The sequence below is a fragment of the Gordonia sp. GONU genome, from assembly GCF_024733855.1.
Lineage (GTDB): Bacteria > Actinomycetota > Actinomycetes > Mycobacteriales > Mycobacteriaceae > Gordonia > Gordonia amicalis.
Genome location: NZ_JANRHB010000013.1, coordinates 55,506 through 77,010 on the forward strand (window position 1 = coordinate 55,506; position 21,505 = coordinate 77,010).

At 69.1% G+C, this 21,505-nt stretch carries 18 protein-coding genes, 1 pseudogene and 1 riboswitch; of the genes and pseudogenes, 6 read left to right on the forward strand and 13 right to left on the reverse strand.

Going from position 1 to position 21,505, the window contains the following annotated elements:
- Nucleotides 1–61 precede the first annotated feature (61 nt).
- The 5 genes and pseudogenes from NWF34_RS13845 to NWF34_RS13865 all read right to left on the reverse strand — a co-directional run.
- Nucleotides 62–346: pseudogene (locus NWF34_RS13845) on the reverse strand (polyphosphate kinase 2); the annotation flags it as partial.
- Nucleotides 347–671: 325 nt separating this feature from the next.
- Nucleotides 672–1,895, reverse strand: coding sequence for an acyl-CoA dehydrogenase family protein (locus tag NWF34_RS13850; protein ID WP_024497235.1), 1,224 nt, complete (start codon nucleotides 1,893–1,895; stop codon nucleotides 672–674).
- A gap of 112 nt (nucleotides 1,896–2,007) precedes the next feature.
- Nucleotides 2,008–2,493: a histidine phosphatase family protein gene (locus NWF34_RS13855; protein WP_024497234.1), complete on the reverse strand. Its 486-nt coding sequence runs from the start codon at nucleotides 2,491–2,493 to the stop codon at nucleotides 2,008–2,010.
- Nucleotides 2,494–2,511: 18 nt separating this feature from the next.
- The gene (locus NWF34_RS13860) at nucleotides 2,512–3,345 is read right to left on the reverse strand and encodes a CbtA family protein (RefSeq protein WP_024497233.1); all 834 of its coding nucleotides are present in this window, start codon (nucleotides 3,343–3,345) and stop codon (nucleotides 2,512–2,514) included.
- 34 nt (nucleotides 3,346–3,379) lie between these two features.
- On the reverse strand, nucleotides 3,380–3,613 hold the full coding sequence (locus NWF34_RS13865) for a CbtB-domain containing protein (protein WP_024497232.1): 234 nt from the start codon (nucleotides 3,611–3,613) through the stop codon (nucleotides 3,380–3,382).
- Nucleotides 3,614–3,651: 38 nt separating this feature from the next.
- Nucleotides 3,652–3,828, reverse strand: a riboswitch (cobalamin riboswitch).
- Between the two features lie 10 nt (nucleotides 3,829–3,838).
- Between NWF34_RS13865 and NWF34_RS13870 the strand changes: the two genes are divergently transcribed.
- Together NWF34_RS13870 and NWF34_RS13875 are read left to right on the forward strand one after the other, a co-directional pair.
- Nucleotides 3,839–8,512, forward strand: a complete 4,674-nt coding sequence (locus NWF34_RS13870) for an ATP-dependent helicase (protein ID WP_258325315.1) — start codon at nucleotides 3,839–3,841, stop codon at nucleotides 8,510–8,512.
- Nucleotides 8,505–9,296 carry a DNA-formamidopyrimidine glycosylase family protein gene (locus tag NWF34_RS13875; protein ID WP_024497230.1) on the forward strand — a complete coding sequence of 264 codons (792 nt, stop codon included), beginning with the start codon at nucleotides 8,505–8,507 and terminating at the stop codon, nucleotides 9,294–9,296. Before NWF34_RS13870 ends, NWF34_RS13875 begins: the two co-directional genes overlap by 8 nt.
- An 8-nt stretch (nucleotides 9,297–9,304) precedes the next feature.
- Here the strand turns inward: NWF34_RS13875 and NWF34_RS13880 are convergent, their stop codons facing one another.
- Nucleotides 9,305–9,727: a pyridoxamine 5'-phosphate oxidase family protein gene (locus tag NWF34_RS13880; RefSeq protein ID WP_024497229.1), complete on the reverse strand. Its 423-nt coding sequence runs from the start codon at nucleotides 9,725–9,727 to the stop codon at nucleotides 9,305–9,307.
- A 93-nt stretch (nucleotides 9,728–9,820) separates the two neighbouring features.
- On the reverse strand, nucleotides 9,821–11,563 hold the full coding sequence (gene glpD, locus NWF34_RS13885; protein WP_024497228.1) for a glycerol-3-phosphate dehydrogenase: 1,743 nt from the start codon (nucleotides 11,561–11,563) through the stop codon (nucleotides 9,821–9,823).
- 75 nt (nucleotides 11,564–11,638) lie between these two features.
- Between glpD and glpK the strand changes: the two genes are divergently transcribed.
- Nucleotides 11,639–13,126: a glycerol kinase GlpK gene (gene glpK / locus NWF34_RS13890; protein WP_024497227.1), complete on the forward strand. Its 1,488-nt coding sequence runs from the start codon at nucleotides 11,639–11,641 to the stop codon at nucleotides 13,124–13,126.
- A 1-nt stretch (nucleotide 13,127) separates the two neighbouring features.
- On the opposite strand, the gene NWF34_RS13895 is transcribed toward glpK, so the two are convergent.
- From NWF34_RS13895 to NWF34_RS13905, 3 genes are all read right to left on the reverse strand, one after another.
- Entirely contained in the window at nucleotides 13,128–13,568 is a 441-nt protein-coding gene (locus tag NWF34_RS13895; RefSeq protein ID WP_006434532.1) for a hypothetical protein, read from the reverse strand.
- Nucleotides 13,562–14,899, reverse strand: a complete 1,338-nt coding sequence (locus NWF34_RS13900; protein WP_258325316.1) for a hypothetical protein — start codon at nucleotides 14,897–14,899, stop codon at nucleotides 13,562–13,564. The genes NWF34_RS13895 and NWF34_RS13900 overlap by 7 nt, the downstream gene beginning before the upstream one ends.
- 82 nt (nucleotides 14,900–14,981) lie before the next feature.
- The gene (locus NWF34_RS13905) at nucleotides 14,982–16,385 is read right to left on the reverse strand and encodes an NAD(P)H-quinone dehydrogenase (protein ID WP_006434530.1); all 1,404 of its coding nucleotides are present in this window, start codon (nucleotides 16,383–16,385) and stop codon (nucleotides 14,982–14,984) included.
- A 331-nt stretch (nucleotides 16,386–16,716) separates the two neighbouring features.
- Between NWF34_RS13905 and NWF34_RS13910 the strand changes: the two genes are divergently transcribed.
- Entirely contained in the window at nucleotides 16,717–17,199 is a 483-nt protein-coding gene (locus NWF34_RS13910; RefSeq protein WP_006434525.1) for a gamma-glutamylcyclotransferase, read from the forward strand.
- A 30-nt stretch (nucleotides 17,200–17,229) separates the two neighbouring features.
- On the opposite strand, the gene NWF34_RS13915 is transcribed toward NWF34_RS13910, so the two are convergent.
- Nucleotides 17,230–18,465, reverse strand: a complete 1,236-nt coding sequence (locus NWF34_RS13915) for an amidohydrolase (RefSeq protein WP_024497225.1) — start codon at nucleotides 18,463–18,465, stop codon at nucleotides 17,230–17,232.
- The gene (locus NWF34_RS13920; RefSeq protein WP_024497224.1) at nucleotides 18,462–19,163 is read right to left on the reverse strand and encodes an enoyl-CoA hydratase/isomerase family protein; all 702 of its coding nucleotides are present in this window, start codon (nucleotides 19,161–19,163) and stop codon (nucleotides 18,462–18,464) included. Before NWF34_RS13920 ends, NWF34_RS13915 begins: the two co-directional genes overlap by 4 nt.
- A gap of 101 nt (nucleotides 19,164–19,264) precedes the next feature.
- Between NWF34_RS13920 and NWF34_RS13925 the strand changes: the two genes are divergently transcribed.
- Both NWF34_RS13925 and NWF34_RS13930 read left to right on the forward strand, forming a co-directional pair.
- A complete protein-coding gene (locus tag NWF34_RS13925; protein ID WP_024497223.1) occupies nucleotides 19,265–20,068 on the forward strand; it encodes a purine-nucleoside phosphorylase in 804 nt (267 codons plus the stop codon).
- Nucleotides 20,069–20,126: 58 nt separating this feature from the next.
- Nucleotides 20,127–20,795: a hypothetical protein gene (locus NWF34_RS13930; RefSeq protein ID WP_024497222.1), complete on the forward strand. Its 669-nt coding sequence runs from the start codon at nucleotides 20,127–20,129 to the stop codon at nucleotides 20,793–20,795.
- Nucleotides 20,796–20,834: 39 nt separating this feature from the next.
- Here the strand turns inward: NWF34_RS13930 and upp are convergent, their stop codons facing one another.
- Nucleotides 20,835–21,458, reverse strand: a complete 624-nt coding sequence (gene upp, locus NWF34_RS13935; RefSeq protein WP_035760054.1) for a uracil phosphoribosyltransferase — start codon at nucleotides 21,456–21,458, stop codon at nucleotides 20,835–20,837.
- Nucleotides 21,459–21,505 lie beyond the last annotated feature (47 nt).

Genomic DNA, 21,505 nt, shown 5'->3' on the forward strand with positions numbered 1-21,505 from the left:
CGGTGCGACCGCGTCCAGGCAACGCCACACCGCTGATTGGTCGGCGGTCACCTCACCGCTCCTGGTAGGGAAGATGGCTGATCACGTTGAGCCGGCCGCGCTTCTTGTCGTCGTTGGACACGACGTACCAAGGCGCCCAGCCGGTGTCGGTGTAACGGAACATCTCGTCGCGCGCCCGCGAGAAGTCGTACCAGCGGCTGTAGGACTCGAGGTCGACCTTCGACAGCTTCCAGATCTTGCGCGGATCGTCGATGCGACTCTGGAGGCGCAGCGTCTGCTGTTCCTGACTGACCTCGAGCCAGTACTTCAGGAGGAGGATTCCGGAATCGATCGTCGCCCGGTCGACCGCCGCCGGTTGATCGGTCGCGGCCACGCCCGAAAGACCACTGACGGAATTCTTCCCGCGATGCTTCTTGCCACCCATCGTTCACCTCACAGTCGCCCGCCGTCCTGGGCAGCGGATGCGGCGTCCTCGACCACTCGAAGACCTCACATTGCCATACCTCTCCTGAGGGGCATCGACGAATCACGTCGTATTGTCGACGGCCACGACTCATATCACGCGCGGTGACGCCGAAAAGGGCTCAGATCGATGCCTTCTCGCCACAAACAACGACGAGCGACGGCCCGGCAGGCTTCTGCCGGGGCCGTCGCTCGGTGCGGTTCGCCGGTCAGCCGCGCAGCAGCCCCTTGGCGACGTGGGTCACCTGGATCTCGTTGCTGCCGGCGTAGATCATGAGCGACTTCGCATCTCGCGCGAGCTGCTCGACCCGGTACTCGGCCATGTACCCGTTGCCGCCGAACAGCTGAACGGCTTCCATCGCCACGTCGGTGGCGGCCTTCGACGAGTAGAGCTTCATCGCCGACGCCTCCGACAGGCTCAGCGGCTTACCCGCCTTGCCCCGCTCGATCGTGCTGAAGAGCATGTTCTGCACGTTGATCCGGGCGATCTCCATCTCGGCGAGCTTGAGCTGGATGAGCTGGAACTGGGCGATCTCCTGACCCCACAGCTTGCGCGTCTTGGCGTAGTCGATCGACAGTCGCTGCGCCTCGTTGATGATGCCCAGCGACAGTGCGGCGATGCCGACACGTTCGGCGGTGAAGCCGGCCTTCGCGCCTTCGGAACCACGGGAATCTCCCCCGGTGTCCTCGGTCTCGCCGAGCAGACGGTCCTTGCCGACCCGGACGTTGTCGAAGAACAGCTCACCGGTCGGCGAACTCATCATGCCCATCTTCTTGAACGGCTTGCCCTGGGTGAGCCCCGGCATCCCCTTGTCGAGGACGAAGGACAGCACCTTGCGGTCACGCATCGGCGTTCCGCTGCCGTCGTCGAGTTTCGCGAACACGACGATGGTGTCGGCGTACGGGCCGTTGGTGATGAACGTCTTCTGCCCGTTCAGGATGTAGTCGTCACCATCGCGGCGGACGGTCGTCTTCATGCCGCCGAGCGCGTCGGAGCCCGAATCGGGTTCGGTGATCGCCCAGGCGCCGACCTTCTCCATCGTGACCAGCTCGGGCAGCCAGCGCTTCTTCTGCGCGAGCGTGCCCTTGCCGCGGATCGTCGAGGCGGTCAAGCCCATGCTCACACCCAGCGACGCGACGAGGCCCAGGCACACACCCGCGAGCTCGATGTTGACCATCATGAACATCGAGCCGCCCATACCGCCGCCGTCACCGGAAGATTTCTTCTCCCCGTTGGCTTCTGCGGCGAGTTCCTTCTCCAGCGCATCCTTGGCCATCGCATCGACCCCGAAGGTCGACAGCAGCTTGCGGGTGATGTCGTACGGGGGCAGTACGCCGGACTCGAGCTCGTCGAGATGTGGCCGGATCTCCTTGTCGATGAACGCGCGCAGCGCGTCCCGCACCATCAGATCTTCTTCGGACCACTCGAACATCGTCACTCTCCCAGACCGGTGCCCGCCGGGGCGAACACGTTTCAGTTTTGCCGACTCAACTGTGTCAGGAGTCACTCAGGATGTCTAGGTACGTCTGCGCGAATTCGTTTCTTCAGGGTCTCGACCAGAGGTAGGAGGCCGCCGGACGGACCTCGATCCCGAAGTATCGGCCCGGGTCGTCGCACAGGAGCGCCTGGGCGACGGGCATCGCGACCACGATCGAGGCCATCGCGGTGTCGTGGTGGTCGCGCCAGGCGTGCACCCTGCGCACGAATACCGCCACGCTCTCGCCGCCGTGGGGTCGGGCCGCCGGGTCGGTGAAGAAGGCCGCGAGGTCGCGCGGGTCGATCTCCTCGGGCGTCGATCCCGCCCAGGAACCGACGTCGAGTGTCCGGAGCGCGTCGTCGACTTCCGGCCGCCCGCCCAGGAGCCGGGCAGTCTCGCGGGTCGCGGCCTCGGGTCCGCAAAGCGTCACCGGTCCGGCGACCGATGCGGCGAGCGCTTCGATGTCGCGCCGCCCGCGCTCGTCCAGCGGCGCATCACCGCCGAAGCGCACCGATCTGTTGGGACCGGCGCGCCCGGCGGTGATGATCTGCATGAGAACGTCCGGGCCCGTTCAGTTCTCGGCGGCGTCGACCGTCCGGCGCGCGGTCGGGTTCTTCGACCGCGCCATCGCGCCGAGGATCAGCGCGAAGGTCACCGTCAGCACCGTCCACAGGATGACCTGGTTGGTGATCGTGTACACGCGGAAGTCGGCGACCACATCCGCCGGGAATCCCGGGAACACGATCCGACCGGATTCGTCGCGCACCGGATCGGGCACCTCGCTGAACGACGGCAGGAACGCGATCGTGATACCGACCGCTGTCAGATACGCCGCGCCGCCCACGACCGCCGACACCAACCCGCCGATCCGCGGACGCAGCCACAGCGCGAGTACGACGGCTGCGATCGCCAGCACCAGCGACACGACGGTGATGGTCAGGAAGGCGCCGGTCCGATCCCCGATCGTGTCGTCGTCCCCTACGGCCGGCGGATTGGCCGGGTAGGCGAAGAACGGCACGCCGAAGACGGCCACGAAACCGATCGCACCGATCACTCCGGCGACCGCGCGGGCATCGGTGGCGGGATACCGGTTGCCGAGGTAGCTCCACAGCACGGTGAAGGCGACCGCGAAGAACGCCCCCATGCACAGCGCGAACACCAGGTTGCCGACGCCGGCGCCCAGGTTCTCCTGCATGGCGCGGGTGAAGACCTCACCGCCGTCGCCGTGGTGGTGGCCACCCGCCTCGGCGGCATGGGCCAGTGTCTCCTCGGCCTCTGAGCGGGCGCCCTCGTAGTCGACGGCCTTCGACACCACGGGTTCGATGTAGAACCGTGCGAAGACGAACGACAGGATGCCGGCGATCAGGCCCGACAGCAGGCCTGCGCCGATGAATCTCTTCTCCATGTGAACTTGTCCCTACCGATCGGGTCAGAACGACTCAGTGGCAGGGAAAGCCGAGGAAGTGGCGGGCGTCGTGCACGAACTCGTGCACGTGCGTGTCCTCGCCGAAGACGGAGACGACACCCTGGTCGTAGCCGAGGAAGTAGTAGGCGAGCCCGGCCAGCAGCACGGTGAGGCTCAGCCAGAGCGCCGCGCCGGCGACCGACAGATTCGGTACCGCGAGAGCGCGCGGTGCGGGTGTGACTGCTTCGGACGTACGGGGAGCTGTCATCGGGATGTCCTTTCGCCGATCTCGCGTCGGTGAGTGTGGTGGATCAGTTACTCGCCGGCACGGCATCCTGACTCATGTCTTCCCCAGGCACCGTCGAAATCCTCGACCGCGTCCGGTTCGTCGTTCACAGTGGCGCGACCGTTCCGGATTCTCACCGGATTCCCCGTACAGGCGTGAGATGACTGTATACCCCGACCTGTCACACATGTGAGACATAGTGGAGAGATGCCCCGCCCTTCGGTACTCGACCGCTTCACCGCCCCCACCCGGCGATGGTTCACCGGGGCGTTCACCAAGCCGACCGCGGCGCAGAAGGGCGCCTGGACCTCGATCGCCGACGGCGCGAACACGCTGGTCATCGCACCGACCGGCTCCGGCAAGACCCTGGCGGCGTTCCTCTGGGCCCTCGACCGGCTCGCCGCCGACACCGCTGCACGCCGTCCGGGCACGAAGGTCGTCTACATCTCGCCGCTGAAGGCGCTCGCCGTCGACGTGGAGCGCAACCTGCGCGCGCCGCTCACCGGCATCACCCGCGCCGCGCAGGAACTGAACCTGCCCGAACCGAACATCACGGTCGGCGTCCGCTCCGGCGACACCTCGGCGGCCGACCGCCGCGCCCTGGTGAAGACCCCGCCCGACATCCTGATCACCACCCCGGAGTCGCTCTACCTCATGCTGACCTCGGCGGCGCGGGAGAGTCTCACGAACGTCGAGGCGATCATCGTCGACGAGGTGCACGCGGTCGCCGCGACCAAACGCGGCACGCACCTGGCGCTGACCCTCGAGCGCCTCGACGAACTGCTCGAGAAACCCGCTCAGCGGATCGGCCTGTCGGCGACCGTGCGGCCACCCCAGGTCGTCGCCGGGTTCCTGTCCGGGTCGGCCCCGTGCCAGGTGGTCAAACCGAAGGCCGACAAGACCTTCGACCTCCGCGTCGACGTCCCGGTCGAGGACATGGCCAACATCCCGCCGGCCCCCGGTCCCGACGGCGCCGACCCGGCCGAACTCGACGATGCCTTCTCTCCCACCGCCGGTTCGCTGTGGCCGTACGTCGAGGCGTCGATCGTCGACCAGATCGAGGCCAACCGGGCGACGATCGTGTTCGCGAACTCGCGACGCCTCGCCGAGAAGCTGACCGCGCGGCTCAACGAGATCCACGCCGGGCGACAAGGCACAACCACCGAACCCAGGGCCAATCCGACGGTCGCGGGCGGGGCCCCGGCGTTCGTGATGGGCAGCGGGGCGAGCTCCGGCGCCGAAGCCGTTCTCGCGCGTGCCCACCACGGTTCGGTGAGCAAGGAGCACCGCGCCCAGATCGAAGACGACCTCAAGGCCGGTCGTCTCGCGTGCGTGGTGGCGACCAGTTCGCTGGAACTCGGCATCGACATGGGTGCGGTGGATATGGTGATCCAGGTCGAGGCACCGCCGTCGGTCGCGAGCGGTCTGCAACGTATCGGCCGCGCGGGCCACCAGGTGGGCGAGATCAGCCAGGGCATCCTCTACCCCAAACACCGCACCGACCTGCTGCACTGCACGGTCACCGTCGAGCGCATGCTCGACGGTGCGATCGAGGAGATCAAGGTTCCCCAGAATCCCCTGGACATCCTTGCCCAGCAGACCATCGCGGCCGCCGCCGTCGACGATCTCGAGGTCGACCACTGGTACGAGGTGGTCCGCCGGGCCGCTCCCTACAAAGATCTCGGACGCGGGGTCTTCGACGCGACGCTCGATCTCATCGCCGGACGGTTCCCTTCCGACGAGTTCGCCGAACTGCGCCCCCGGGTCAACTGGGATCGCGACGCGGGCGTGATCACGGGTCGCCGTGGTGCCCAACGACTCGCGGTGACCTCCGGTGGGTCGATCCCGGATCGCGGGCTGTTCGGCGTCTTCATGGTCTCGGCGCCGGGAGCGCAGCGAGCGGGCCGCATCGATACCGGTGAGAAGTCCACGCGCGTCGGTGAACTCGACGAGGAGATGGTCTACGAGTCGCGGGTCGGCGATGTGTTCGCGCTGGGCGCGACGAGCTGGCGGATCGAGGACATCACCCACGACCGTGTCCTGGTGTCGCCGGCGTTCGGCCAACCCGGCCGGCTGCCGTTCTGGATCGGCGACGCGATCGGGCGTCCCGCCGAACTCGGCGCGGCGATCGGGGCGTTCACCGGGTCCATCGCCGACCCCGGGAAGCTCGACACCCACGCCGAGCGCCTCGGGCTGACCGAGAACGCCCGCACCAACCTCGCCACCCTCATCGCCGAACAACGCGAGGCGACCGGACATGTCCCCACCGACCGGACACTCGTCGTCGAACGGTTCCGCGACGAACTCGGCGACTGGCGCGTCATCCTGCACTCCCCGTACGGTCTGCGGGTCCACGCACCGTGGGCGAGCGCCATCTCCCAGCGACTCCTCGCGACGCTCGGCATAGAAGGCGCCACCACCGCGTCCGACGACGGGATCATCCTCCGCCTCCCCGACACCGACGACGCGCCCCCGGGCGCCGATGTCTTCCTCCTCGACCCCGACGAGGTCGAACAGCTCGTCACCGACGGCCTCGCCGACTCGTCGATGTTCGCCTCGAGATTCCGCGAATGTGCCGCGCGTGCACTGCTTCTGCCCCGCCGCGATCCGGGACGCCGCGCACCGCTCTGGCAGCAGCGCCAGCGCAGCGCCCAATTGCTCTCGGTGGCATCCAAGTTCCCCGACTTCCCGATAGTCCTCGAGGCGGTGCGGGAGTGTCTGCAGGACGTATACGACCTCCCCGCCCTGCTCGATCTGCTCAGCCGCATCCGTTCGCGCCGGATCCGCGTCGTGGAGACCGAGACGCCGAGTCCGTCGCCGTTCGCGGCGTCGCTGCTGTTCGGCTACGTCGGCGCCTTCATGTACGCCGACGACGCACCACTCGCCGAACGCCGTGCCGCCGCACTGTCACTCGACACCAGCCTGCTGGCGCAACTGCTGGGCCGCGTCGACCTGCGCGAGTTGCTCGATCCCGGTGTCATCGCCGAGGTCATCGCCCGCCTACAACGGCTGTCCCCGGATCGACAGGCGCGCGACGCCGAAGACATCGTCGACCTGCTCCGCTGGCTCGGACCGCTGACCACCGAGGAGGTCGAGGCCCGGTACCGCGGCGAGACGCCGGTGGCCGAAGTGCTCGCCGAGCTGCACCGCAGCGGTCAGATCATCTCCGTCAACCACAACCGGCGTGCGCTCTGGGCCTCGATCGACGACACCGCACGGTTGCGCGACGCACTCGGAGTCCCTGCACCACTGGGCATTCCGGCCGCCTTCCTCGAACCGGTACCTGATCCGATCGGCGACCTCATCGGACGTTACGCCCGCACCCACGGGCCGTTCACCATCGCCGACGCGGCGGCGGCCCTGGGGATCGCGACGGCCGTCGTGCGCGACACCCTGGCCCGCCTCGCGGGCGAACGACGCGTCGTCGAAGGTGATTTCCTCCCGGAGACCAGACCGGCCGATCCGGCTCAGGGGACGGCGCCGACAACCCAGTGGTGCCACACCGACGTCCTCGGGCAGATCCGTCGTGGGTCGCTCGCCGCGAGCCGGGCCGAGGTCGCACCGGTCGGTACCGAGGTCCTCACCAGATTTCTCGTCGAGTGGCAGCACGGGTCACCCGGGACGCAGTTGCGCGGCGTGGACGGAGTGGCGACGGTCGTGGACCAGCTCGCCGGATATCCGCTCCCGGCGTCGGCCTGGGAGTCGCTGATCCTGCCCGCACGCGTCACCGACTACGCACCGTCCATGCTCGACGAGCTGCTGAGCAGTGGCGAGGTCGTCTGGTCGGGACACGGCCGCATCGGCAACGCCGACGGCTGGGTGGCCCTGCATCCGGCCGACGTCGCCGCGTTCACCCTCCCCGAGTCCGACACCATCGACACCACCACCGTCCACGACGCCATCACCACCGCCCTCGAACCCGGTGGTGCACTGCGGTTCCCACAGATCGCCGGCGACATCAGCACGGGTACGACGACGCCCGCCGCCGATGTCGAGAGCGCCCTGTGGGACCTGGTCTGGGCCGGTCAGGTCAGCAACGACACCTTCGCTCCGGTGCGCGCGCTGCTCCATCCCCGGCGAAGTCCGTCGACTCCACGGTCGGCACCCGCCCACCGCGCACGAGGCCGCGCCCCACGACTCCGCGCCGGACGCCTCTCCGCGCGCTACCTGACCGAGCACGCGTCCGGGCCACCGGTCGCGCCGACCGCGAGCGGTCGGTGGTTCGCACTGGACCGGCCCGAGATCGACCCGACGATCGCCACGCAGGCGCTGTGCGATCAATTGCTCACCCGGTACGGCGTGATCACCCGGGGCAGCGTCACCGCCGAAGAGGTGACCGGCGGATTCGCCCGGGTGTACAAGGCGCTCACCGTCTTCGAGGACAACGGCCAGGTTCGTCGCGGCTACTACGTCGACGGACTCGGCGGCGCACAGTTCGCCTCCCCGGCCACGGTCGACGAGTTGCGGCGACATGCCCTACCCGACCGCAAGTCCCCGCGCGAGGCCACCATCCTCGCCGCCACCGACCCGGCGAACCCGTTCGGTGCGGCGCTGGAGTGGCCGAGGTCCCGGGATACCGACGCCGGTCACCGACCGGGTCGCAAGCCCGGCGCGCTGGTGGTGCTGATCGACGGCGAGCTCGTGTGCTTCGTCGAACGCGGCGGCAAGACGCTCCTGACCTTCACCGACTCGATCCCTGCCCTGGAATCCGCTGCCGGAGCACTGGTGGCCCTGGTCCGTGCGGGCCGCATCTCCCGGTTGACGATCGACCAGATCGACTCGGAACCGGTGCGCGGCACAGACTTCGGGAAGGTCCTCGTCGAGGCCGGTTTCGCCACGACCCCGCGCGGCATCCGACTCCGGTACGGAACCCATGCCTGAGGGCGACACGGTCTTCGCCGCGGCCGCCCGGCTTCGTCAGGGCCTGGAAGGACGCACACTCATCTCGACGCAGTTCCGCATCCCGTCGCTGGCCACCTCCGACCTGTCGGGACGGACCGTCGTCGGGGTCAGGTCGAAGGGAAAGCATCTGCTCATCGACGTCGACGAGAGCGAACCCGGTGCAGGCGACGCGGTCAGCATTCATTCCCATCTGAAGATGGAGGGTGTCTGGCATGTGCATCGCCGGGGCCAGAAGTGGCGTCGCCCCGCGTACCAGGCGCGGGTGGTGCTGCGCACCGACGATCACGAAGCCGTCGGCTTCGATCTCGGCACCCTCGAACTCCTCGCCGACCCCGACGCCGCCCTCGCATATCTGGGGCCGGATCTGCTGGCCGACGACTTCGACCGCGCGGAGGCGATCCGCCGCCTCGGCGCCGACCCCGAGCAGACCATCGGCGCGGCGCTGCTCGACCAACGCCTGATGGCCGGCGTCGGCAACGTCTTCCGCAGCGAGATCTGTTATCTGCGTGGCGTTCTCCCGACCCGTCCGGTCGGAGACGTGGACCTCGGTCCGATGGTCGACCTCAGCCGGCGGCTGCTGTGGGCCAACCGGATGCGCTCGGCCCGGACCACCACCGGCAACACTTCACCGAACGCGCGCATGTGGGTGTACGGCCGCAACGGACAGCTGTGCCGCCGCTGCGCGACGATCATCAAACGCGGCGAACTCGCCTCGACCGGTGGCGAGCGATCCGTCTACTGGTGCCCACGCTGCCAGAGTTGATCGCGGTGTCAGACGGGGTAGCGTTCGGGTTCGGGTCCGAACTCGAAACGACGCGCGGTGATCTCCTCGACCGCGATCTCCACGTAGTTGTACTTGACCGTCGCGATCCACGGACGCAGCGGCAACCGGTCGGCGGCCTCGATCTCACTCAGTGCGGACAGAATCCGCGCCGAGCCCTTGGCCACCACACTCCACCCACCGGTGTCGGTGTGGGCGTCGGACTCGAACGCCACCCGGTTGTTCACGACCACCTCGGCGAGTTTGGTCCCCTCACCCGTACGCAAGGTGATCTTCCCGTCCGCCGCATAGTAGTTGACCGGGAAGATGTCGGGAGTGTCGTTGACGCTCAACGCTATCCGTCCCAGCTCCCCGGAGCCGAGCAACTCCCAGGCTTCTTCCGGAGCGAGTATCTGAACCGGCATCTCCATCATGATCAGTCCCTTCTTCCCCAGTTCGATGATCCTCTACGAGAGACGGTGGCGACAGAGGACAAAGTCTCCGAGTTCGCCGGGTGGCCGGCGGTCTCACTCGGGGACGGGCACCGGCTCCAGGATCTCCGACCGCGCCTCGGGTGCGGCCGCCCGCAGGGCGTCGGCCGAGTCGTCGTCGGGTTGCTGCTGCGAGGCCACCTCGGCCTCGACCCGGGCGATGTAGGTCGCGACCTCGAAGTCGCGCTGTTCGGTGGTCCAGCCCAGGATCGGGGCGAGCAGGTCGGCGACCTCGTCGGCACAGTCGACGCCGCGATGGGAGTACTCGATCGCGATACGGGTACGCCGCGCCAGCACGTCCTCGAGATGCCGTGCGGCCTCGGCGACCGCCGCGTAGACCACTTCGACGCGGAGATACTGCGGCGCCGCGCCCAGCGGTGCGAGCAGTGACCTGTCCTCGGACGCGTAGTAGAGAACGTCGTCGATCAGCGAGCCGTAACGGTTGAGCAGTCGTCGAATCCGGTACGGGTGGAGGCCGTACCGCTGTCCGAGATGCTCGCACTGGTTGATGAGCGCGAAGTACCCGTCGGCGCCGAGGAGCGGCACCCGCTCGGTGATCGACGGCGCTACGCGGGTGGGGATGAAGTCGTTGCAGGCTTCGACGGCGTCGGCGGCCATCACCCGGTAGGTGGTGTACTTGCCGCCCGCGATCGCCACCAATCCCGGCGCAACGGTGGCGACGGCGTGCTCGCGCGAGAGTTTCGACGTCTCGTCGTCCTCACCGGCCAGCAGCGGCCGCAGACCGGCGTACACGCCTTCTATGTCGTCGTGGGTCAGCTTGGTGACCAGCACCTCGTTGACACGCTCCAGGATGTAGTCGATGTCCGCACGGGTGGCGGCCGGATGTGCGAGGTCGAGGTTCCAGTCGGTGTCGGTGGTGCCGATGATCCAGTGGGTCTCCCACGGGATCACGAACAGCACCGAATTGGCGGTGCGCAGGATGATCGCGGTCTCGCTGACGATCCGGTCGCGCGGCACCACGATGTGCACGCCCTTCGACGCGCGCACCTTGAAGTGACCGCGCTGCTTGGACAACGCCTGGACCTCGTCGGTCCACACCCCGGCGGCGTTGATGACGCAGTGGGCGCGCACCTCGGTGACGTCGCCGCTCTCGGTGTCCCGCACGCGCACTCCGAGTACGCGGTCGGATTCGCGGAGAAAGCCGATCACCTGCGTCGAAGTGCGGATGACCGCGCCATAGTTGGCCGCGGTGCGGGCCACGGTGAGGCTGTGCCGGGCGTCGTCGACGACCGTGTCGTAATACCGGATTCCGCCGATGAGCGAGTTGCGCTTGAGTGCCGGAGCCACGCGCAGCGCGCCCGATCGTGTCACATGGCGCTGGCCCGGCACCGATTTGGCGCCGCCCATGCGGTCGTAGAGGAAGATTCCCGCCGCCACATACGGCCGCTCCCAGACCCGCTGAGTGAGCGGGTAGAGGAACGGGAGGGGTTTCACCAGGTGCGGGGCCAGCAAGCGCAGCGAGAGCTCGCGCTCCCTGAGGGCCTCACGGACGAGACCGAACTCGAGTTGTTCCAGGTAACGGAGGCCGCCGTGGAACATCTTCGACGACCTGCTCGAGGTCCCCGAGGCGATGTCGCGCGCCTCGACCAGCGCCACCCGCAGACCGCGTGTGGCGGCGTCGAGCGCGGCGCCGACCCCGACCACCCCGCCACCGATCACCACGATGTCGAACTGTTCGTCACCGAACCGCCGCCACGCCTCGGCGTGGTAGTGCGACCCCATGTCCGCCGGCCGGTCCGGGTTGAACTCGGTGTTCATGTTCGCCGAGCCTAATTGATTCCGGCCCACACCACAGCGTGCGACACTGACGGCGTGGGCAGTTCAGGCAATTATGTGGCGGCGATCGACCAGGGCACCACCTCGACCCGGGCGATGATCTTCGACCGCAAGGGACGCGTCGTCGGGGTGGAACAACTCGAACACGAACAGATCTTCCCGCGGGCCGGCTGGGTCGAACACGACGCCGCCGAGATCTGGCGCAACACCCGCCGAGTCGGCGCCGCCGCACTGGCCTCGGCCGACCTGACCGCCAAGGACATCGTCGCCTGCGGCATCACCAATCAGCGCGAGACCACGGTGATCTGGGACCGCGAGACCGGACGGCCGGTCCACAACGCCATCGTGTGGCAGGACACCCGCACCGCCGAGGTGTGCACCGAACTCGCCGGCGACGCCGGCGTCGACCGTTACCGCGAACGCACCGGCCTGCCACTGTCGACCTACTTCGCCGGACCGAAGATCCGCTGGCTGCTCGACAACGTCGATGGGCTTCGCGAGCGCGCCGAATCCGGCGAGTTGTGCTTCGGGACAATGGATTCCTGGATCGCGTGGAACATGACCGGCGGAGTCGACGGCGGGCAGCACGTCACCGACGTCACCAATGCCTCGCGCACCATGCTCATGGATCTGCGGACGCTGAGCTGGGATGAGGAGATCTGCGACGAGATGGGCATCCCGATCTCGATGCTGCCCGAGATCCGCAGCTCGTCCGGCGACTTCGGCGCGCTGCGAGGCAACGGACCACTCCCCGGCGTCCCGCTGACCGGCATCCTCGGCGACCAGCAGGCCGCCACCTTCGGCCAGGCCTGCCTGTCACCCGGCGAGGCCAAGAACACCTACGGGACCGGTAACTTTCTGCTGCTCAACACCGGAACCGAGCCGGTCTTCAGCGAGCACGGCCTGCTGACGACGGTCTGTTACCGCATCGGCGACGAGCCGGCGCGCTATGCGCTCGAGGGGTCCATCGCGGTGACCGGCTCGCTCATCCAGTGGCTGCGGGACAATCTCGGCCTGTTCCCGGTGTCGTCGGATGTGGAGAAGCTGGCCGCGGAGGTCGACGACAACGGCGGCGCCTACTTCGTACCCGCGTTCTCCGGCCTCTTCGCGCCACGCTGGCGCTCGGACGCCCGCGGTTTGATCGTCGGTCTGACACGCTTCGTCAACAAGGGCCACCTGGCCCGGGCTGCGTTGGAGGCCAGCGCCTTCCAGACCCGCGAGGTCATCGAGGCGATGCAGGCCGACGCCGGCATCGAGCTGTCCACGCTCAAGGTCGACGGCGGGATGGTGGTCAACGAACTGCTCATGCAGTTCCAGGCCGACATCCTCGACGTCCCGGTCGTCCGGCCCGTGGTCAACGAGACCACGGCACTGGGTGCGGCATACGCGGCCGGTCTGGCGGCGGGGTTCTGGGAGAGCGAGGACGACATCCGCGCGAACTGGGCCGAACACAAACGCTGGGAACCCGCCATGGCCGAAGAAGAGCGGGAACGCCTGTACGGCGAATGGAATCGCGCCGTCGAGCGCAGCTTCGATCTGGCGTGAATCAGGCGACGTAGTCGGCGAGAACCCCGACGACACCCGCGGTGCCCCCGAGCGCGGCGGCGGCTTCGTACGCAGCCTCCCGCAGAGCGGTGCGCGGTGCCTCCGCGGCCGTCGACACCGACATCGCGGCGAGGACGCAGTCAACAGCTCGGGCACGGCGGAAGCTGTCGAGTTGACGATCGGTGTCACCGCGTCGCTGGTGGGCGAACGAATCGAAATCGTGTTGTGCGGCAACCACCCTCAACGACGCCACGCCCGCCGGCTCGGCACTCCCCTGCTGGCGCCACTGGCGGATCACGTCGCGGACCTCGGGTGTCGACGCTCCGGTCACGTCCATGACGGTGGCTACCAGCAGATGCAGACACCGGATGATGTCCTCGTCGGGCACGGCGGAGGCGAGCCGGGCGACACCGCCGGGCAGCCTGTCCACCCGGCTCAGCATGTCCGGCCACGTGTCGTCGACGACGGTTCCTCGCCTCCGCCGGTACCCGCGTCGGCGGTACCGGGGTGCCGAACCGCCGGAGCGATCTCTTCACCCGGCGTCGGCTGCGGGGGTGCGACCTCCGGTGCGGCCGGGACCATGTGCGGAATCCAGTCGCCGATCACCGGCGGCCCGACGAGCGGCAGGTCGCCGACGATCTCCGCGCCGTGCTCTCGGTTGTTCAGGTAGGGCGCCGCCTTGTGCTTGTCGTCGTCCTCGGCGCCGGGCCGGCGGGCCGTGGGCGGCGCACCGGCGGGGCCCACCGGTGGTGCGATCCCCGCACGTGGTCCCGCAGCACTCGCGGCCGGCGGCGTCGACGTCGTCGGCGTGGCGACTCCGGGCGGCGACGGCGTCAGCGGTAGCGGCCCGCCCACCGGGGTGATCGGAACTCCGGCCGCGATCCCGGAACCCGCTCTGTCAGAACCGTTTCCGCGCTCGGCCCCAGATCGTCCGGCACCGGCGACACCGTGCGCGCCGACGCCGCCCGGTGTGCCTTGACCGCCGCGGAGCAGTCCGTCGGGGTCGTCGACATCCCGGCGGCCGGACGATCCCGACGGCGAGGAGGACGACGAGACCGGCGTGACCGGTGTGGGCCCACCTCCCGTCGGTCCCGGGCCCGGCCCACCGGTCGCGACCGGGACCGTGGCGCCACCGGAACGGCCGAAGTCTCCGGCGTCGACGGTGTTCGCCGCCTGACCGCGCGGCGTCTCGGATCCGGACCCCGGGCCGGCCGCGGACGACATGCCGCCGATCCCGCGCACCAGGTCGTCGGGCCCGGTGGGCTCCGGAAGCGCGTGCTGGACACGCTGCATCGGTGACGAGTACGTGCCCGACATGGTGCGGTCCGCCTCGAACCGCACCACCGGAGCGTCCTCGGGGTTGTCGCGGAGGTGCTGCTGCAGTTCTCGCAACCGCCCCTCCTGACCCCGTGTCGCACCGACGATCCCGACGGCGGTGCTCAGGGCCTCGCCGACCACGGTGGCCGTCTCCAGACTCCGTTGCATGGCGTCGGACAACGCCTTTCCCGCATCGAGGGCGGCATCGGAGGCGAGGCCGAGCAGCTCGTCGCCGAACATCGCCGCCATGCGATCCGACGCGCGGCGCACCGCCTCGATCGCCTTGAGGATCGTCTCGACGTCACCGGAGGCCCGGCCGGGATCCATGGTGCGGAGGGTGTCGATGATCTCGTCGATGCCCATGCCGGCCCAGTCGGTGCGTCCCCCGCCGAACGACGGCGCGTTCGACACACCCCGGTTGTTCTGCGCAAACGGGTCGGCAACGGGCCCTGTCACGACATCTCCCCCTACGTCGCGGTGCGCCCGGTTCCGGGCGGATTCGTACGACCCTACCGTGATCGCGCCGCCCGACGAGGTGTCAGTCCAGATCGTCGTGCCGGACGAGCTGACGCGCGGCTTCGGTGATCGAACCGGACAGCGACGGGTACACCGAGAACGTCTGCGCGAGATCGCCGACGGTCAGTTTGTTCTGCACCGCGAGGGCCAGCGGGAGGATGAGCTCGGAGGCGTTGGGCGCCACCGCGACACCACCGATCACCACGCCGGTGGCCGGACGGCAGAAGATCTTCACGAATCCGCGACGCAGCCCGCTCATCTTGGCGCGCGGATTGGTCGCCAGCGGCAGCATCACCGTGCGCGCGGGGTACTCGCCGGCGTCGATGGCCTTCTGCGAGACCCCGACGGTGGCGATCTCCGGACGCGTGAAGATCGCCGACGCAACGGTTTTCAGCTTGATCGGGCTGACGCCCTCGCCCAGGGCGTGGTACACGGCGATGCGACCCTGCATGGCGGCCACCGAGGCCAGCGGCAGCAAGCCGGTGCAGTCGCCGGCCGCGTAGATTCCGGGCACCGAGGTCCGCGACACCCGGTCCACCCGGATGTAGCCACCCTTGTCGACCTCGACCCCGGCACGCTCGAGTTCGAGGTTCGCGGTGTTGGGAATGGAGCCGACGGTCATCAGCACGTGACTGCCGGTGACGGTGGACCCGTCGGCGAGATGCGCGGTGACGGTGTCGCCGTCGCGGACGACCTTGTCGGCACGCGCGTGCTTGACGAGTTCGACGCCGCGCTCGGCGAGCGCATCCTCGAGCACCAGGGCGGCGTCCTCGTCCTCGTGCGGGAGCACGCGGTCACGACTCGACACCAGCGTCACCTTCACACCGAGTTCGGTGTAGGCGTGGACGAACTCCGCGCCGGTGACACCGGAACCGATGACGACGAGATGCTCGGGCAGTTCTTCGAGGTCGTAGAGCTGACGCCAGGTGAGGATGCGTTCGCCGTCGGGCTGCGCGTCGGGCAGGATGCGCGGCGACGCGCCGGTCGCGATCAGCACGACGTCACCGTCGTAGCGCTCGGTGCTGCCGTCGGCGAGGGTCGCGACGACGCAGTGGGTCGAGACGCCGACCTGCGTCTCGTCGAGAACGGCGGTACCGGAGACCAGTTTGACGCCCTCACTGAGGAGTCGCGACTTGATGTCGGCGGACTGGGCGAAGGCGAGGTCGCGCACGCGCTGATGGATCTGCGGGAGGGTGACCAGGGTGTCGTCGGTCTTGATGTTGATGCCGAGGTCGACGGCGCGACGCACCTCGGTACGGATACCGGTGGAGGCGATGAAGGTCTTCGACGGGACGCAGTCCCACAACACACAGGCGCCACCGATCCCGTCCGAATCGATCACCGTGATGTCGGCGCCGTACGCGGCCGCGGCGAGCGCCGCCTCATAACCCGCTGGTCCACCGCCGATGATGACGATCCTGGTCACTGTGCACTCCTGTCCTTCACCGGTCTCGTCGCGGCGGCCTTCGTGGGGCACCGTGCGCCCGGCGTGGTGTTGTCGAATGGGCGAACTGGTTGGTGCCGGACCGGCGGGCGTCCGACTGGCTGGTGTCCGACTGCTGATCCGACTGGGTCGAGCCTCGCGGGGTGGTGCGTCGCTCTGATGTGGCGGACCGTCACGTGGTGTCGCGCCACCTAACAACCTAGTCCTGATCGTCCCGCGGCACTCCTCGGGTGGCCCCGCATGCGGCGTACGCCACTACTCGCCTCCTGCCTGTCGCCTTCCGGACTCGCCGCCGACCCACTAGGCTCCACCCGTGCCGATTTACGCAGCCTACGGATCCAACATGCATCCCGAGCAGATGGCGGAACGCGCGCCGCACTCGCCGATGTCGGGTACCGGATGGCTACGCGGGTGGCGCCTGACCTTCGGTGGCGGCGACATCGGTTGGGAGGGTTCCCTGGCGACGGTCACCGAGGACCGCGATGACCCCGACGCCCGTGTCTTCGTCGTCCTGTACGACGTGACGACCGAAGACGAGGAACTCCTCGACCGGTGGGAGGGTTCCGAGCTCGGCATCCACCGCAAGATCCGCGCACGCGTCGACACCGCCGACGGCCCCGTGCTGGCCTGGCTGTATGTGCTCGACGCCTACGAGGGCGGACTCCCCTCGGCCCGCTACCTCGGCGTCATGGCCGAGGCCGCGGAGATCGCCGGCGCTCCCGCCGACTACGTCCAGGACCTGCGGTTGCGCGAGTCGCGCAACGTCGGGCCCGGGCCTGGGCCCGTCGAACCCTGAGGTCCGGGGCCCGTCGAACCCTGAGGTCTTCTAGGGCGCGAACGGCGGCGTCAGTTCCGGCGGTTCGCCGGCAGCGCTGCGTGCGTTGAGTACGACCCCGGCGAGCGTGCGGACGCCGATGGCGAGGGCGCGTTCGTCCAGGTCGAAGTTGGGGGCGTGCAGGTCGACCTGCGGACCGAAACCGTCCCACACGCCGAGTCGGGCCATCGCGCCCGGAACCTGCTCGAGGTACCAGGAGAAGTCCTCGCCGCCGGGTGACTGCGGGGTGGCGGCGACGGTCTCGGGGCCGATCGCGGCGACCGCGCGTTCGAGCATGCCCACCGCGATCTCGTCGTTGACGACGGGCGGAACGCCTCTGAAGTAGGAGAGGTCGTAGCGCACGCCGAGCGGCGCGAGGAGTTCGCCGACGACGCTGCGGACCAACGGTTCCAGTGCCGCCCAGGTGTCGTGGTCACCGGTGCGGACCGTGCCGCGCATCCGGCCTTCCTGCGGGATGGCGTTGGCGGCGCTCCCGGCATTGGCCGCACCCCACACCATCACCGTGCCCGATCGGGGGTCGACGCGCCGCGAGAGCACGCCGGGCAGTCCGGTGATCACGGTGCCCATCGCGTAGATCAGGTCGCCGGTCAGGTGCGGGCGGGAGGTGTGTCCGCCTGCGGAGTGGAGTTGCAGGTCGATGTGGTCGGCCGCCGACGTCAGCGGACCCGATCGCAGGCCGACGGTGCCGACGGGCAGACGCGGATCGCAGTGCAGCGCGAAGATGCGCCCGAGCCCGCTGGTCACCCCGGCTTCGATGGCGTCGAGCGCGCCACCGGGCATGACCTCCTCGGCTGCCTGGAAGATCAGCCGGACACCCACGGGCAGCGGACCGGCCGAGGCCAGGAGTTTGGCCACGCCGATCAGGATCGCCGTGTGGGCGTCGTGTCCGCAGGAGTGAGACGCGCCCTCGACGGTCGAGGTGAACGGGAGGCCGGTGTGTTCGGTGACCGGCAGGGCGTCCATGTCGGCGCGCAGACCGATCCGCGGTTCACCGGAGGGACCGAGGTCGCAGACGACGCCGGTGCCCAGCGGGAGCCGGCGAGGGTCGAGACCGGCGGCCGACAGTTCGGCCATCACCAGCTCGGTGGTGCGCACCTCCTGCCGGGACAGCTCGGGATGTGCGTGGATGTCGCGCCGCCACGCGATGAGCTCGGGGCCGTGGGCGGCCAGCCACGCGTCGATGATGCGCGACGCGTCGGGGAGTCTGTCCGCCGTCACGCCGGTCACGACAGGACCCCTGCCGGAGTCGGAACGGCGAGGTCGTCGAGCAGTGGTCCGCGCAGGCCTCGTTTGATCAGGGCGAGGTTGGGGCCGGCCGTCGCCGCGCGCGAAGCGGCGACCTCGGCGGCGCGGGCGGTCAGCCGCTCCGCCTCGACCGCCTCGTCGACGATCCCCGCCGCGGCGGCCTCGGCGGCGCCGTACCGCCGGCTGGTGTACATCGCCTCGGTCGCGGCCCGATCGGTGAGCCGCGTGCGCAGGAGTGTCGACATGCCGCGGGTGAAGGGCATGTTCAACGCGGCCTCGGGCAGGGACCAGAAACCACGTTCGGTGCGCATCAGCACATGGTCGGTACAGAGGGCGAGCATGGCGCCGGCACCGAACGCGTGGCCGTTGATCGCGGCGACGGTCGGGACGGGGAGCGTGAGGATCGTGGCGTACAGCGAGTGCACGCGGTCGAGGTATGCGGGCAGTTGATCCGGCGCGGCGACGATGTGGTCGGTGTCGAGCCCGTTGGTGAAGAACTTGCCGGTCGCGGTCAGCACCAGTGGGCGGCTCGGGTCGGCGCTCACCTCACCGAGCAGTCGTTCCACCTCGTCGATCCATTCCAGACGGAAGCGGTTCTCGGGGTTCGACTCGTCGAGTTCGGCGCCTGTGGCCCCGAGCTGGAGTTCGACGACCTCCCCGACCTCGTTGAGATATGGCATGGCCTGACCCTATCGCCCCGTGACGAGTCCCCTCCGGGCACGGCCGTCGCACGATGCCGCGGTGCCGCACCGGCGTCGGGGTCACCGTTTAGGGTTGGCGCATGGATCCCACTGCCGACGCCGACGCCGCAGCCATCGTCGCGGCCGCCACCATCGCCGCCGAGACCGACGCCGCCGCACACGATGTGGCCGTGATCCTCGGCTCCGGGTGGGCGCCGGCGGCCGACGCGTTCGGCGCACCGATCCGTTCGTTGCCGATGTCCTCGATCCCCGGCGTCACCCCGCCCGCGGCCGCCGGTCACGGCGGAGTGATCCACTCGGTCCGCGTCGGCGACCGCCGAGTCCTCTTGATCCTCGGCCGGATTCACGCCTACGAGGGCCACGATCTCGCACGCGTCGTGCACCCGGTACGTACCGCGGCCGCGGCCGGCGTCCACACGGTCGTGCTCACCAACGCGGCCGGCGGGCTGCGCGAGGACATGTCGGTGGGTCAGCCGGTCCTGATCTCCGACCACCTCAATCTGACGGCTCGTTCTCCGCTGGTCGGCGCACAGTTCGTCGACCTCGTCGACGCCTACTCTCCGCGGTTGCGGGAGATCGCCCGTCGCGTGGACCCGTCGTTCGCGGAGGGTGTCTACGCCGGTCTGCCCGGACCGCACTACGAGACCCCGGCCGAGATCCGGATGCTCCGCACGCTCGGAGCCGACCTGGTCGGCATGTCGACCGTGCACGAGACGATCGCGGCCCGGGCGGCCGGACTCGAGGTTCTCGGGATCTCGCTGGTAACCAATCTGGCCGCCGGGATCACCGGCGAACCCCTCAGCCACACCGAGGTGCTCGACGTCGGGCGTGCGTCGGCGACACGCATGGGTGAGCTGCTCGCCCAGATCATCGGCGAGCTGTAGAACCGATCCCGACGCCGAATCCTCACCCGAGTAGTCCCGACAGATCTCGAGGAGCACCATGACCTATCCACCCGACGGTTCCGGCGGTTACCCGCCTGGCGGGTACCCGGGCGCCTATGGGGCGGGTGGCTATCCGCAGGGTCCGCCACCGCAACCGCCGCGCTCGCCCTGGACGTCGCCCGCGGTCCTGGTGGCGATCGGCGCCGGTGTCCTGCTGGTGGTGGCGGGGGTGCTCGCCGCATTTCTCCTGATCCCGTCGGACGAGGAGTCCGCCGACACGACCGCCGCGACCACCACCACCCCGGAGCCCGCGACGATCACGAGCACCGTCACCCGGTCCCCGACACCTCCCCGGACGACCGTCACGACGACCCAGTCACCGGTGCCGAACCGTCCGACCCCGACCGTGACGGGTGCCGACTGGCAGGGGTTCGTCACCGGTCCGCGCTGCAACGCGGCCGACGACCCGGCCGTCGCGATCGGTCAGACCTCACGGTCCCGCGTGGTCATTTGCCAGGTCGGGAACCAGACGGGTCGCTGGTACTACAAGGGCCAGGCACCCGAGGGCGGCATCGAGCTGCAGTTCCCGACCCGCGTCGGCAACACCTTCGAGGCGCGCAACGGAGCGGTCCGCTATCTGGTGTCCCCCGCGAGTCTCACCATCGTCGAGGGCGGTTCGGTGCTGACGAACGAACCGATGCTCGCCTACTGGTCGCTGCCCGGCTGAACCGCTCGCGACCGGCCGCCACCCTCGGCACGAACCCCGTCAGCGCGGCCCGAACTGACGATCGCCGGCGTCGCCGAGCCCCGGCACGATGTAGTTGACATCGTTGAGTCCCTCGTCGATCGCCGCCACGACCAGTCGGCACGGATGGCCCGACTCCTCCAGAAGGGCCACGCCCTGCGGCGCCGCGACGACGCAGACCGCGGTGATGTCGGTGGCGTTGCGCGCGACGAGCAGTTCGATCGTGTGCAGCATCGACCCTCCGGTCGCGAGCATCGGATCGAGCACGAAGACCGGAAGTCCGGAGAGGTCCTCGGGCAGCGACTCGAGATACGGCACCGGTTGTGCGGTCTCCTCGTCGCGGGCGATGCCCACGAAGCCGACCCGGGACTCGGGCACCATCGCATGCGCCTGCTCGACCATTCCCAGACCCGCTCGCAGGACCGGCACGAGCAGCGGCGGCGTCGCCAGACGCGATCCGGTGTACGGGACCAGCGGCGTCTTGATCTGTATGTCGACACGCGGCGCACCGGCCAGCGCCTCATAGATGAGCATCTGGGTGAGATCCGACAGCGCCGCACGGAATCCGGCGTTGTCGGTGGTCTCGTCTCGCATCGTCGTCAGACGCGCGGCGGCCAGGGGATGATCGACGATCAGGCGTTCCATGGCGACCAGAGTATTTCCTGGGTCCGTCCGCATGCGCAGTGCGTGCC